The sequence below is a fragment of the Mucilaginibacter gossypii genome, from assembly GCF_900100945.1.
Classification (GTDB): domain Bacteria; phylum Bacteroidota; class Bacteroidia; order Sphingobacteriales; family Sphingobacteriaceae; genus Mucilaginibacter; species Mucilaginibacter gossypii.
In genome coordinates this window covers 14,204-27,556 of sequence record NZ_FNCG01000015.1, presented here as the reverse complement: position 1 = coordinate 27,556, position 13,353 = coordinate 14,204, and the positions used below count along the sequence as shown (strand labels likewise).

At 42.3% G+C, this 13,353-nt stretch carries 10 protein-coding genes; 6 read left to right on the top strand and 4 right to left on the bottom strand.

From position 1 onward, the window contains the following. Positions 1-4: 4 nt before the first annotated feature. A complete protein-coding gene (locus BLS28_RS22650; protein WP_091172714.1) occupies positions 5-772 on the top strand; it encodes a TatD family hydrolase in 768 nt (255 codons plus the stop codon). A 37-nt stretch (positions 773-809) separates the two neighbouring features. Further along, positions 810-1,832, top strand: coding sequence for an asparaginase (locus tag BLS28_RS22645; protein ID WP_090530955.1), 1,023 nt, complete (start codon positions 810-812; stop codon positions 1,830-1,832). Between the two features lie 131 nt (positions 1,833-1,963). Here BLS28_RS22645 and BLS28_RS22640 read toward each other — a convergent pair whose 3' ends face one another. Both BLS28_RS22640 and BLS28_RS22635 read right to left on the bottom strand, forming a co-directional pair. Then, positions 1,964-2,674, bottom strand: a complete 711-nt coding sequence (locus BLS28_RS22640) for a LytR/AlgR family response regulator transcription factor (RefSeq protein ID WP_091172711.1) — start codon at positions 2,672-2,674, stop codon at positions 1,964-1,966. Next, positions 2,671-3,690 carry a sensor histidine kinase gene (locus BLS28_RS22635; protein WP_091172708.1) on the bottom strand — a complete coding sequence of 340 codons (1,020 nt, stop codon included), beginning with the start codon at positions 3,688-3,690 and terminating at the stop codon, positions 2,671-2,673. Before BLS28_RS22635 ends, BLS28_RS22640 begins: the two co-directional genes overlap by 4 nt. Positions 3,691-3,925: 235 nt before the next feature. On the opposite strand from BLS28_RS22635, the gene BLS28_RS22630 reads away from it, so the two are divergent. Continuing rightward, complete coding sequence (locus tag BLS28_RS22630) at positions 3,926-4,738, top strand: DUF3108 domain-containing protein (protein ID WP_091172704.1); 813 nt, start codon at positions 3,926-3,928, stop codon at positions 4,736-4,738. 95 nt (positions 4,739-4,833) lie between these two features. Here BLS28_RS22630 and BLS28_RS22625 read toward each other — a convergent pair whose 3' ends face one another. Together BLS28_RS22625 and BLS28_RS22620 are read right to left on the bottom strand one after the other, a co-directional pair. Then, complete coding sequence (locus tag BLS28_RS22625) at positions 4,834-6,246, bottom strand: glycosyl hydrolase family 18 protein (RefSeq protein WP_091172698.1); 1,413 nt, start codon at positions 6,244-6,246, stop codon at positions 4,834-4,836. Positions 6,247-6,613: 367 nt separating this feature from the next. Then, positions 6,614-7,795, bottom strand: coding sequence for an alginate lyase family protein (locus tag BLS28_RS22620; RefSeq protein ID WP_091172695.1), 1,182 nt, complete (start codon positions 7,793-7,795; stop codon positions 6,614-6,616). A 270-nt stretch (positions 7,796-8,065) separates the two neighbouring features. Between BLS28_RS22620 and BLS28_RS22615 the strand changes: the two genes are divergently transcribed. From BLS28_RS22615 to BLS28_RS22605, 3 genes are all read left to right on the top strand, one after another. Further along, positions 8,066-8,599, top strand: a complete 534-nt coding sequence (locus BLS28_RS22615; protein ID WP_090530934.1) for an OmpA family protein — start codon at positions 8,066-8,068, stop codon at positions 8,597-8,599. 236 nt (positions 8,600-8,835) lie between these two features. Next, on the top strand, positions 8,836-11,337 hold the full coding sequence (locus tag BLS28_RS22610; protein ID WP_091172693.1) for an MG2 domain-containing protein: 2,502 nt from the start codon (positions 8,836-8,838) through the stop codon (positions 11,335-11,337). A 280-nt stretch (positions 11,338-11,617) separates the two neighbouring features. Continuing rightward, complete coding sequence (locus BLS28_RS22605) at positions 11,618-13,330, top strand: arylsulfatase (protein WP_091172690.1); 1,713 nt, start codon at positions 11,618-11,620, stop codon at positions 13,328-13,330. The last annotated feature ends 23 nt before the right edge of the window (positions 13,331-13,353 follow it).

Below are 13,353 nucleotides of genomic sequence, written 5' to 3'. Positions count from 1 at the left end.
CAGCATGGTTTTAACCGACACGCACACCCATCAATACTACGAAACCATTCCTGAAAAACGCGCGGCGTTAATGCAGCGTTGTATCGATAATAACATTACCCGTTTGTTTTTACCCAATGTTGATGCGGCTTCCGTTCCGCTGGTTTATGGTTTGGCGAATGAGTATCCTCAATATTGCTACCCGATGCTGGGCTTACACCCCTGTGATGTAAAGGAGAATTGGGAAGAAGAACTTTCGGCCATCATGAATGCCCATCAGCAAAACAAGATCTATGCCATAGGCGAGATAGGTATTGACCTGTATTGGGATAAAACGCATTTAAAGGAACAGGCAGATGCGTTTGTGAAACAGATCAACTGGGCCAAAAGCCTTGATCTGGCTATTGTGATCCACTGTCGCGATGCATTTGATGAGGTATATGAGGTGCTGAAGCAGGAAGCGGATGAAAAGTTACGGGGTATTTTTCATTGTTTTGGAGGTACTGTTGAGCAAGCCCAAAAAGTGATCGACCTTAATTTTTACCTGGGCATAGGTGGGGTAGTTACCTACAAAAACTCTGGGCTTGATAAAGTAATACCGGAAATTGACCTTAAACATATCGTTTTAGAAACAGATTCTCCGTACCTTACGCCTGTTCCGTTCAGGGGTAAACCTAACGAAAGCTCGTACCTGGTATATATAGCCCAAAAGGTGGCGGAGCTTCACCAAACAAGCATTGAAAAAGTGGCAGAGGTCACTACCGAAAATTCCAGGCTTGTATTCGGAATTTAAAATTGTTTAATATTTATATACAGCATAAACTTAATTAATGAGCCAAATTTTGATCATCTATACCGGAGGGACAATAGGTATGATGAGTGATCCGGTTACAAAGGTGCTCAAGCCTATCAACTTTGAGCAAATAATGGATAACGTGCCCGAGCTTGAAAAGCTTAACTGCCGTATCAAAGTACATTCGTTTGATGAGATCATTGATTCATCAAACATGAACCCTGAAATCTGGAGCGAGCTGGCCGGTTTGATCCAGTCAAACTATCATGATAATGATGGTTTTGTGATTTTGCACGGCTCGGATACGATGGCATATACCGCATCTGCATTAAGTTTTATGTTAGAAAACTTAGGCAAGCCCATTATTTTCACAGGCTCGCAATTGCCGATAAGCGCCATCCGTACTGATGCAAAGGAAAACCTGATGACGGCTATTGAAATAGCTAAAGCTAAAAAGAATGACCGCGCCCGCGTGCCCGAGGTTTGTATCTATTTTGATTATAAACTGTTCCGTGGTAACAGGGCTTTTAAATATAATTCATCAAAGTTTGAAGCCTTCCGCTCGCCAAACTATCCTATATTGGCCGAATCGGGCGTTCATTTACGCTTTAGCGCGAACGATATCAGACTGCCAGAAGACGAAAGCTCGTTAATTGTACACAACAACCTGGTGAATGATGTTGGCGTATTGAAGTTATACCCGGGCATAAGCCCTAAAGTGGTTGAGAACATTTTAAGCGCCGACGTGCGGGGTATAGTAATGGAAACCTTCGGGGCCGGTAATACCACAACCGACAGTTGGTTTATCGATTTGCTTAAAAACGCTATCGACAGCGGTAAGGTGATCCTTGATATTTCGCAATGTAAGGTAGGTACGGTTGAACTCGGCCGTTACGAAACCAGCAAACACCTCAAAGATATCGGTGTAGCCAACGGCTATGACATGACCTTTGAATCAGCTGTTACCAAAATGATGTACCTGCTGGGCCAAAGCGATGATCCCTTGCAGGTAAAAGAATGGCTGGAAACGGATTTGAGAGGCGAGATTACGGTATCGTAAATTCATCGATTACTGTTGTATTGAATATGAAAATTTGACAGATTTTTAACGCGAGGCCTTCGAAGACTTACGAAGTTTCAAAAACTTCGTAAGTCTGGATTGGTTAATAAGCGGAGATGTTCATGTAAGATTTAAAATATCCTTCTATTAATAAGCTTCATAAAACTATCTTTAAATTTTTCGCTTACGGGTATGTGTTTATCGGCGATATAAATATGGTTGTCCTGAATTTTTACCAGTTGTTTGGTATTTACAATATAGGAGTTGTGCACCCGCACAAAGGGGGCCGAAAGCTGCTCTTCAATATCCTTGAGCCTGCGGTAAATTAATAACTGTTCCTGACTGGTAACAAGCCGTACATATTCCTTTTCGCCTTCAAAGTATAAAATCTCGTCCAGTAGGATCCTGCGTAATACCTTGCCCGATTTTATAAAGAAATAGCCCTCATCATTAACCGGGGTTTGTTGCATCATAGGTTCGGACTTGCCAAAATACCCTTCAATTTTTTGCATGGCTGCCAGGAAACGTTTCAGTGTGATTGGTTTCAGCAGATAATCAATAGTTTGATAGGTATAGCTTTCGGCAGCATACTCCGAATAAGCAGTGGTAAACACAATTTTGGTTTGCGGTGGAAGCAAGCCTGCCAACTCCATACCCGTTAATTGCGGCATGTTGATATCCAGGAAAATAAAATCAACCTTATTGGTTTTTAAAAAGGCCAGTGCCTCAAGCGCGTTATAACATTTGGCTTTAAGCTGCCACTGCGTACTTTGCTGCACCAGGATCTCCAGCAGGTTAACCGCGTTAGGTTCGTCATCAATTATGATACAGCTTAAATTCATGCTATCGGGATCTTTAAAAACGCGGCAAAGGTGTTGTTACTTTTATCAATTTTCAGGTCAAAATTTGAACCGTACAGCATGGTTAGCCTTTTGGTTAAGTTGACAATGCCGAAACCGGCAGCGCGTTTGCTTGCTACTTCGGCATGGATAGCATTGTTGGTTTTAAAAAAAAGATAATCACCCTGCTGAACCAAAGATATACCAATAAGGTTTTGTTCGCTCGATTTGTCGATGCCGTGCTTAAAAATATTCTCTACAAAGGTCATGAGCAGCATAGGCGGGATGCGGAGATCTGAATTGAAGTTTTTTTCAAAAAAAACAACCATCTCATGCCTGATCCTGATTTTTTCTAATGCGATGTAGTTTTCAATGAACTGTACTTCGGTACCGATGGCTACATCATCCTTGGGGCTTTCATCAACAAAATAGCGCATAATGTCCGAAAGCCGCTCAATTAATGCTGCGGTACGGGGGGCCTCACGGTAAGCTTCGTAATAAATATTATTAAGTGTATTGAACAAAAAGTGCGGTTGCACTTGTGATTTAAGCAGGTTCAGTTCGGCCTGGCTTTTTTGAATCATAATCTCTTCCGTTTGCTGCTTTAGCTTAAAATAAGCTATTGCTATACGAAAGATCAGGCTCATAATGAAAATGAGCACTCCGCCCGAAACATAATTAATGATGGCTTTTTGACTGATATGCTCTGGTGTTTTTGCAAAAAAGGTATTATAAATAAGCAGGGTTGAATAACCCCGGAGCACACCCGTTGCCACTAAAAAAATGATGACAAGTAATACATACCAAACATATTTTTCCTTTTGGTAAAATACAGGATACAGGAAGAGGATGTTACCATATATGATAGCCGCGTAAAACGTAGTGTTAACAATGGTATAAACAGCCGATTGGCCTGCTCCATCCATCGGCAGATAAGAAAAAAATAGCAACAGCGACACCGCTAACCATATCAAGAGCTGGAGTTGTGTAATGGAAGGGCGGGTCTTAAATAGTTGCATTTTTAAAATTACTAAGCTTTTTGTTTGTGGATGCCGGTTTTAAATAATTGCCGGCATTTATTCAATAAATGGCACTAAATGTTCAATAAGTTGGTCTGCAGGTATATTATTGAATAAATACAGTAGTAGGCTAAAAAGAACGCGGCAGTGGTTTAACCGGTTTGATAGGATGGTTAATAAAAGGCAGTTTTGAATTGTTAACAGAAATGTATCCTTATCAAACCATCAAATTATTATGAAAACCGAACAATTAGCCGAAAAAATAGTAGCTGTAAGCCTTAGCTTGTTGCTGCTGCTATCGCATACGCCTAAAGTATTTGCTCAAACTGATACCATCCGTGTAAAGGACAAACGCCTGATTACATCGGCGCTTAAACCCGGGCTAAAGCAATACCTTGTGTATTTTCAAAATACAAAGGACAACCGAAGCCTGAAATTTTGGCTTTGGCTGCGCGATATAAACCTCGAAACCCGTAACGGTGAAAAGGTATTTACTATCACCCAGCACTGGTATGGCAGCGATAGCTTATCATACCGTTCCATTTATTCCGTTAATAAAGTACCTGATTTCGCGCCGATTTATCATTCAGAAACCATCGGCAAAAAAACAAAAGCCTTTAACTGGGCTGCCGATAAAGTGATAAGTGCCGACACCGTTGCCAATAATGAGGCTAAGAATTTTAAGCTTGATTTTACCTTCGCCAACTTTAATTGGAATTTAGACATTGAAACCTTCGAGATGTTACCGCTTGCCGAAGGCAAAAGTTTTGCTATCCCCTTTTATGAGGCCGGGATCCCTGCACCGCTTTATGTTTTATACAAAGTAACCGGCAGCGAGTTAATTACTACATTGGATGGTAACAAAGTTGATTGCTGGAAGCTATATAACGAAAGCGATTACAATGGCCGCCATTTTACCGAAACCTACTGGATCAGTAAAAAGAATCATGAGTTTTTAAAAGAGGAGGATTCTTTTGGAGGGGGTTATCGCTACAAAATAAAAATGATGGGTGCCGCGACTAACCTGCTGCCGAGGTTTGCGAAGTAAAATAAATTAAAAGAATATACCAATCCTCTTGAAAAACAGCCGGGGCTATGATACTAAAATCATAGCCCCGGCCTTTGGTATAAGCAGTTAATAGTTTACTGATTCAACCCAAATGCTTCCCATCCCGATGCGGTAGCCCGGTTACAGGTCATGGCTTGCGTACCGTTTTCACTGGAAATGAATTTGCCGTTGTTGCCGCGCAACGTTATTTTTCCGTCGGTGGTAACTATCCAGTCAAATGTTTCCCAGTCGCTTGGCGTGGTGCGGTTACAGGTGATGGCTTGTGTGCCGTTTTCGGACGAAACATATTTACCCATGCTGCGCAGGTAGATTTTGCCGTTGCCTGCGTCAAGAACGGTGAAATGTTCCCAGTCGCCGGCGACGGTGCGGGTGCAGGTCATAGCCTGCGTGCCGTTTTCGCCGCTTACATATTTACCATTAAAGCCTTTAAGCGATATTACAGTGCCTATTGGAGGAGCTGGCGGAGGATTGGTAGTTCCGCCGGTAATAATAGTGTTCATGGCCGAAAGCAGGGAGTTGGCACCTGAAGCGTCGCCGCCCAAATCCCAGATCATCATGCCGCCTGCCTGGTTAAGTGCCAGGGTGGTTTTGCTTTTAATAGTTGGGATACCGTTATAGCCAAAAGTTTGAAAGGTATCCGAGTTAGGGCTACCGCCTATCGCTAAAACATCAACATAGTTCATGGTCGAATAATCGTACCGGTTATCCCTGGCATAAAACGGAATCCCCAGAATAGTTTTGGCTGCAGGTAAACCACGGTTTGCCCAATAGCTTAAACAATCAACAGCCGATTGGTAGGTAGAGTGCTGGAAGTTGTTGTCGTCATAATCCATGATGTTGATCCAATCAAGGATAGAGAACATATTGTTGGTAACGTAAGTAGCCCCAACCGAGATGGAGGCGATGGTACATAACCTGCCGCTGTTATGCATGGCAGTTGATAGTTCCTGCAGTAATAAATAAAAGTTATTGGTTTCGGTACCTGCCGATGGGAACTCCCAGTCGATATCCACACCATCAACATTGTACTGGTTACAAAAGTTGACCATATTATTAACAAAAGTGGTACGGTAACCGGCATTGGCTACAATAGGATGGAAGGCATCGCCGCCACCACCGCCACCGACAGATATCATTACTTTAACATTATGGCTGTGTGCGTTTGATACCAGGCTGGTGAATTTTGAAAGGTTATCAAGCGGGTTCAGCCCCCCGGTGTTGTTGGGGGTAAGAAAAGCATAATTAATATGGGTTAGTTTGCTGTATTGTACTGTATTCACATCGCCCTGCCAGCTGGGCAGGTAACCTATTACTTTAAAGGAGGTAATAGGTACGGCATTGTTAACAGTAACCGGCTTGCTGCTGTTATCGGTGTTTGAATCGCTGCCGGTTTTAAACTGGTTCATGTTATCCTTTTTACAGGATGATAGTGCTGCGATTGCGACCAGAAAAAGGCCAAGGAGGTAAGGGTTAAGTTTCGATCTCATAAGTTAAATTTGTTAAGTGGTTTTAGATGTATTATTTGGTTTATAAATAAGCCGGGCAATAAAACACAAACCTGTTAACCAAATTCATGATACTTATGAATATCATATACTAATACCAGGAAAGGCGCGTTAATAGGTGTAATAGATGTTTTTGTATTGGTAAAATTATATAAACATCTTATTATAAATACCTTATAATAACCTCAATACGATTCGATCACAAGCGTGGTAGTGCTTTTGTAGTGTGATGATATACGGAGAAAACCCGCCTTCCCGACAAAAAAATATTTTGATGATACGCTTAACTCACAGTTTATATATTATTATAGACGGGAAAAAGCGTTCAGTGGGGAAATCGCTTACCGATTTAAAACCAGATAAGCGGGTGCCTGATGGGTAAATTTCGGATAACTTCTTCAACCTGAGGGTTATGATCCAGTTTTTGCCAGGTTGTTAAACATGCTTTTTCATGGTAGGCATTAGCGCCAAATAGCAGGAAAGGCTGCGCAATAGGCCAGTTGTCCCAATACATTACGTCGGGTTTTAAAGTCCATTTACTTTTATCTGCCACGAAAGGATATAAATAACTTATTCCTTTTTTGATGGATTTGCCATCCGGTGTTTCAAAGTTCCATAAGTTATCCTGCGGGCTTGAAAGGATCTGGCACAGCATGGTCATGGCATCGAGGTTAAAAATAGAGTAGCCATAGGGTTTGGTACGTGCCATCTCTAAGGGGAAGCTGCCGTCGGTGCCCATTTGGCGGGGGAGCAATATCGTTTTGTATCGCACGCGAATCGAATCGAGTACTACTTCATTTTTACAAAGTTTGGCAAAGGAGGCTACCTGCATAGCCCAGCAGGTGGCGTGGTTGTTTTTAACATCCCTTTCCTGGATGCCGGGTTTACTGGTCATGAGCCAGTTGGTATAATCGGTAAACCATTTTTTAACAGCGGCTGTAGTTTCGGCGTCCATAACTTTTTCCATAACGATAATGCCTTGCGCAACTTCCATCAGGTGAATGGTGTCGATAATGCCATAATTACGGCCGGTGAACTGCCCTTTAACTGCCTGGGCGAACCAAAGACTTGGATTCATTAACGTTTCGGGATCAATAAACCAGGCTTTAAGGTGGATTACAGCCTGGTTAACATATTTTACATTTCCGGTTATTTTATAGGCCGATGCCAGGGCGCCGATGATCTTGCTAAAGCGGATCATGGCTTTGCGGTGTTCTACAAAGTTATCCGGGTTGGTCATGCCATCGCGGTTGATGTAAGGGCCATCGGGGTTTTTAGGATCCGGCCAGAAATAATCGGCTTCTGAAAAAAAGTCGTGTTTACCGCCCGCACTTCTGGGTGAAGATGTCGCTGTAACTGTAACCGGCTGTTGCTGCATGGCCCAGGCGGCCTCGGTCATTATTTGCTTTTTAAGGATTTGTTCGGCAGTTTTTTCTACAGGTGATTTATCTGGTTTTGATTGTCCGGACGTAAAAGCAAATTGCGTTAAAGTTGTAACAGCAATTAAAATTGCGGTAAATATTTTTTTCATGGCGATGGTTTATAATGGCACCGACAAGATAACGATAGTGTATAACTGTTTTTGGTGTGTAGGGCATCGACGGAAGCATTTTTTCACGACAACGTTGAAGTAAAAAACGCTTAGCACGTTTATTCTTCATTAGGTTCTCCAGGCAAATGGCATAACTATTGATTAAATAATCTACATCAGTATGTAAAAAGCGTTATTCAGCCATAAAATTATGGTTAGGCACTATAAACATTATGCCAACGTTTTTTATGTTTACGCAAATCATTAGATATGAAAACTCTAAAAACACCTTTATTAGCTCTTGCAATAGCTGTTTTAGCTATCACTACCCAAGCCTGTAAAACCAAAAAAGCGGTTGTGCAAACACCGCCGCCGGCCCAGCCAACACAACAAGCTGCAACACCTCCGCCCGCACCAAAACCGGCGCCAACCCCTCCGCCGGCACCTGCTCCTGCACCGGAGAAACCGGATTATAATTTCAGCAATATCCAGTTTGAGTTTAATTCGGCGGTGTTAAAAACTGCTTCGTACCAAACTTTAGATCATATTGTTAAAGAACTGAAAAAAGACCCGTCGGCGAAATTTGTTTTAAATGGCAATGCTTCTGCCGAAGGTACTGCCGAGCATAACATGTCATTATCTGTAGATAGGGCAAACTCTGTAAAATTGTACCTGGTAAACAGCGGTGTTAATGGCGACAACCTTACTGTAAAAGGCTGGGGCGAAAGCAAACCGATAGCTGATAACACTACCGAAGATGGCCGTGTACTTAACCGTCGTGTTGAGGTTAAGCTGGCACAGTAAATAAAAACTTTTAATAAATGTAAAAGGCAGTTCACATTGGGCTGCCTTTTTTTGTTGCGCAAAATTATTCGGTGTCGTTAACTAATTAAAAAATGGAGAACAGGTTATGGAAAGTTCGCATAAAAGGCCTTATTGGTTTTAGTAATAATATTTAATAATTTTATGATTACTATAAACCTCCTAAAAGTATAAGCGCCATTTTTTACTTTAGCATATATACCTAAATCGTCTGCCTTATGTTAAAAAAACTGTTTCTGTATTATTTACTGGTTTCGCCGCTTTTGTGCCTGGCTCAAACTAAAATAACGGACCGGGTTAATAACATAAGCGGTAAGTATGAGCCTTCGATCGATCAGGTTGCAATTAAAGAGCCGGGGCTATCCAATGTCATAAATAAGCTTAAGGAGTATAAAGTTTCATATATCGCCGAAAAAGTTTATTTACATTTTGATAAACCCTATTACGCAGCCGGTGATACTGTTTACTTTAAAGCTTACATAACCGCAGGCGACAGGCACGAACTATCAGATATAAGCGGTGTATTGCACGTCGAACTGGTCAATGCAACAAACAGGGTTGATCGGTCAGTTAAACTACAGATAACGGATGGTGTGGCCTGGGGGGATTTCGCCCTGCCAGATACTTTACCTAAGGGCAATTATCACATCCGTGCATATACTAAATGGATGCAAAATCGGGGCAGTAACAACTATTTTGACCGGGAAATTAAGATTGGGTCGATCAGTAATAAAATAGCTGAAAGCGCTACTAAAGGACCATTGCCTGTTGCCAGTAATAAAATAGATGTGCAGTTTTTTGCCGAAGGTGGCAATATAATAACCAGTATTCAGTCTAAAATAGCTTTCAAGGCTATTGGTACCGACGGAACAGGTGTTAATGTTAGCGGGATTATTACCGATGATGAAAATAATCAGATAGCCACATTTGCTTCGTCGCACCTGGGGATGGGTTGTTTTTACCTGAAAGCCCAACCGGGTAAAAGGTATAAAGCCGAATTTAATTATGCCGACGGAACAAAAAATACTGTCAATCTTCCAATACCTATAGAAAATGGAGTTAGCTTATCTGTTGATAATAGTGAAATTCCCCGTGCTATTGTTAAAATAAATGCTGCTGATGCTTTTTACAAGCAAAACAAAGGAAAGGATTTTACATTACTCATTTATTCCGGCGGCACAGCTTCAACAATCGCCTGTAGGTTAGATAGTCAGTCAATAACACGTAATATTTTAAAGCGGCGTTTAAAAACAGGAATAGCTACCATTACATTATTTTCTGCCGCTAATGAGCCCCTTTGCGAACGCCTGATCTTTGTGCAAAACTACGATCAGATGAGCCTGGCTGTTAATAGTCCCAAAACAGGTTATAAAAAAAGGGAACGGGTTGATATAAGTCTGAATGTAAAGAACAGGGCGGGCGACCCGTCAGTTGGCCATTTTTCGGTATCAGTTATAGATGAAAACAAAGTTCCGGTAGATGAAAATTCGGAGCATACCATATTAACCGATTTACTGTTAACCTCAGATTTAAAAGGAAATGTAGAACAGCCAAACTATTACTTTACCAATATAACTAAAGAGTCTGTGAAAAATCTCGACCTTGTAATGCTTATCAACGGATACCGGGGTTTTGAATGGAGGCCGGTATTGGATAATAATTATTCTGCGACAGCATTTCAGCCGGAAACGGCTTTGGAGATAAGGGGAACGGCCAAAATATCCGGAGGAAGCGCCATGCACGAAGGGACGGTTTCTTTAATATCTTCAAATCCAACAACCGTATTGAGTGAGCCAATTAACGAGAATGGTAGTTTTGTGTTTCGTAACCTTTTCTTTACAGATACCGAGAGGTTTATATTACAAGCTGTAACAGCTAATGGCGATAATTCAACGAAATTGACTTATAATGAAGATAATCAGCCGCTGATTGTTATATCACAGGTCCAGGATCACGCACCTGATAATGTTAATTTATCAATGACCAATTACCTTGAAAATAATAAGTTACGGCAAGAAGATTATCTGAAGTATAACAAAGTGAAGATGTTGAAAGAGGTAAAGGTCAAAGCTGTTAAAAGAAATGATTACCGCTCATCGGCATTAGGAGGGGCGGGGAGTGCCGATCAGGTTATACACCTTGGGCAGCTCCCTGTTACAGGTTCATTAACTCAAATGGTGGAGAGCAGGGTACATGGTGCACGAGCGTACGCAATGTTAAGAGGAGATTTTGATGGGTTAGTGATCTTAGATGGGGTGCCAATAGATAAAGCCATTTCAGGAACCTCTGTACCTGGTGGGAGCCGCCTCGATTTTATAAATGCATCAGATGTTGAAACCGTTGAATTATTTTATGGTTCGGACGCGGCAATTTACGGTGTGCGGGCAGGGCATGGGGTAATCGTAATAACTTCTAAAGCCAGAGGCGGCCTTACCGAAAATGAGATCACATCAACCGGGATATTGCCAATCTCTGTTCCCGGCTTTTATAAAGCCCGTATATTTTATTCGCCCAAATATGAAAATCTTGAACAAGCCGGTAACCGCCCCGACCTCCGAAGCACCATTTACTGGCAGCCCGAATTAATTACCGGCAATGACGGTAACGCTTCATTCAGTTATTTCAATGCCGATGGGCAGGGGAGGTATAGGGTTGTTATTGAAGGTATAGATGAAAATGGTAACCTTGGGCGGCAGGTATATAGGTACAACGTTCGATAGATCTATAGCAACTTTCAGTTTATCCTTAAACAATAGGTTTTGATGTACATCCCAAAAATGATACGATTTCACCAAGTATCGTTTTGATGTACATCCCAAAAATGATACGATTTCACCAAGTATTGAGCCGTTTTGTGTAAAATGATTGCTTTAATTTGGAATGTGTAAAACTGTCCGTAGTGCTATATGTTCAGGCATAAAAGCCCCGGTCATTTTTTAACTTTCCTGCTTTATTGAAAACGTAAATTTAACCGAACTGGCGCAGGTATTTTGATCACCTATGAATAAATATAAACTATATGCCGGCTTATTTTGTGCCGGTGCAATAGCGCTTGTTTCAGTTGCGTGGCAAACTAAAGCTATGAAGCAACCTGAGCCGGCAAGGAAACGCCCGAATATTATCGTGATCATGGCCGATGATATGGGTTTTTCTGATCTGGGCTGTTATGGCGGTGAGGTGAATACCCCCAACATCAATTACCTTGCTCAAAATGGTATTCGCTACAGGCAATTCTATAACACATCGCGTTGCTGCCCAACAAGAGCATCTTTACTTACCGGTTTATACAATCAACAGGCAGGCATAGGCAAAATGACCGACGCCGAAGACGAACCCGGATATCTCGGTCATATAACAGACAACGCGGTAACCCTTGCCGAAGTTTTGAAATCCGCAGGTTACCATACCGCCATGTCGGGAAAGTGGCATGTGTCCAACACCAATGGGCAGCCTAACGCGCAGGACCAGATGGCCTGGTTAAATCATCATAAAGATTTTGGCGATTTTTCGCCCATTGGCCAGTACCCAACCAGCCGCGGGTTCGAGAAATTTTTTGGGACCATTTGGGGCGTGGTTGATTTTTATGATCCTTTTAGTTTGGTTAGCGGTACTAAGCCCATTAAAACCGTCCCCAAAAACTACTATCATACAGATGCTATTAACGATACTGCGGTAGCTTATATCAAAGGCTACGCTAAATCGTTAAAGCCGTTCTTTTTGTACGTTGCCGAAAATGCACCGCACTGGCCGCTGATGGCAAAGCCAGAGGATATTGCCAAATATAAAGACACCTACAAAGCGGGCTGGCAGGAAATCCGCGAAGCGAGATACAAAAAGATGCTGAAGCTTGGGCTTATTGATCCTGCGAAAACAAAGCTATCCGATCGCTGGAAAGGTGATCTGCAATGGGAAAACAATCCTGATAAAGAGTGGGATGCCATGGCCATGGCTGTTCATGCCGCCATGATCGACAGGATGGACCAGGGCATTGGCCGCATTGTTAAAACGCTGAAAGAAACGGGGCAGCTGGATAACACGCTTATCGTTTTCCTGTCGGATAATGGGGCAAGTGCTGAAAACTGCGCTGCTTATGGTCCGGGTTTTGATCGCCCTAATGAAACCCGCGACGGACGGAAAATTGTTTATGCCACAAAGAAAGAAGCTTTGCCAGGCCCGGAGACTACTTATTCGTCAATCGGGCCGCGTTGGGCAAACGTAGCCAACACGCCGTATGAATATTGGAAAGCCGAATCATATGAAGGAGGTATCCATACACCGATGATTGCCTTTTGGCCAAAGGGAATTATTGCTAATAGAGGTGGCTTTAATGACCATGTGGGCCATGTGATGGACTTCATGGGTACCTTTGTTGAGCTGGCTGGGGCCAAATATCCTAAAACATATAAGGGGCACAACATTCCACCGACTACAGGTATCAGCCTGGTGCCAGGTTTTAAAGGCAAACAAACTCCCGGTCATGAGGATTTGTTTAACGAGCACTTTGGCGCGAGGTATGCGCGTTCAGGAAACTGGAAGCTGGTATCGCTGAGTAATGATACTACCTGGCATTTGTACGATCTGTCGCAGGATAAAACCGAAACCACCGATCTGAAATCGAAATACCCGGAAAAAGTGCACCAATTGGATAGCCTTTGGCATATCTGGGCAAATACGCACCAGGTTTTTCCAAAGCCGGGAAATAAGAGTAAATAATAAAAAAACCAACAATAAATTAA

What these genes read in the sequence shown, in the direction of transcription:
- BLS28_RS22640 (WP_091172711.1), bottom strand. Translation starts at nt 2,674, where the DNA reads ATGAATTTAAGCTGTATCATAATTGATGACGAACCTAACGCGGTTAAC.
- BLS28_RS22645 (WP_090530955.1), top strand. Translation starts at nt 810, where the DNA reads ATGAGCCAAATTTTGATCATCTATACCGGAGGGACAATAGGTATGATG.
- BLS28_RS22650 (WP_091172714.1), top strand. Translation starts at nt 5, where the DNA reads ATGGTTTTAACCGACACGCACACCCATCAATACTACGAAACCATTCCT.
- BLS28_RS22605 (WP_091172690.1), top strand. Translation starts at nt 11,618, where the DNA reads ATGAATAAATATAAACTATATGCCGGCTTATTTTGTGCCGGTGCAATA.
- BLS28_RS22625 (WP_091172698.1), bottom strand. Translation starts at nt 6,246, where the DNA reads ATGAGATCGAAACTTAACCCTTACCTCCTTGGCCTTTTTCTGGTCGCA.
- BLS28_RS22630 (WP_091172704.1), top strand. Translation starts at nt 3,926, where the DNA reads ATGAAAACCGAACAATTAGCCGAAAAAATAGTAGCTGTAAGCCTTAGC.
- BLS28_RS22620 (WP_091172695.1), bottom strand. Translation starts at nt 7,795, where the DNA reads ATGAAAAAAATATTTACCGCAATTTTAATTGCTGTTACAACTTTAACG.
- BLS28_RS22610 (WP_091172693.1), top strand. Translation starts at nt 8,836, where the DNA reads ATGTTAAAAAAACTGTTTCTGTATTATTTACTGGTTTCGCCGCTTTTG.
- BLS28_RS22615 (WP_090530934.1), top strand. Translation starts at nt 8,066, where the DNA reads ATGAAAACTCTAAAAACACCTTTATTAGCTCTTGCAATAGCTGTTTTA.
- BLS28_RS22635 (WP_091172708.1), bottom strand. Translation starts at nt 3,690, where the DNA reads ATGCAACTATTTAAGACCCGCCCTTCCATTACACAACTCCAGCTCTTG.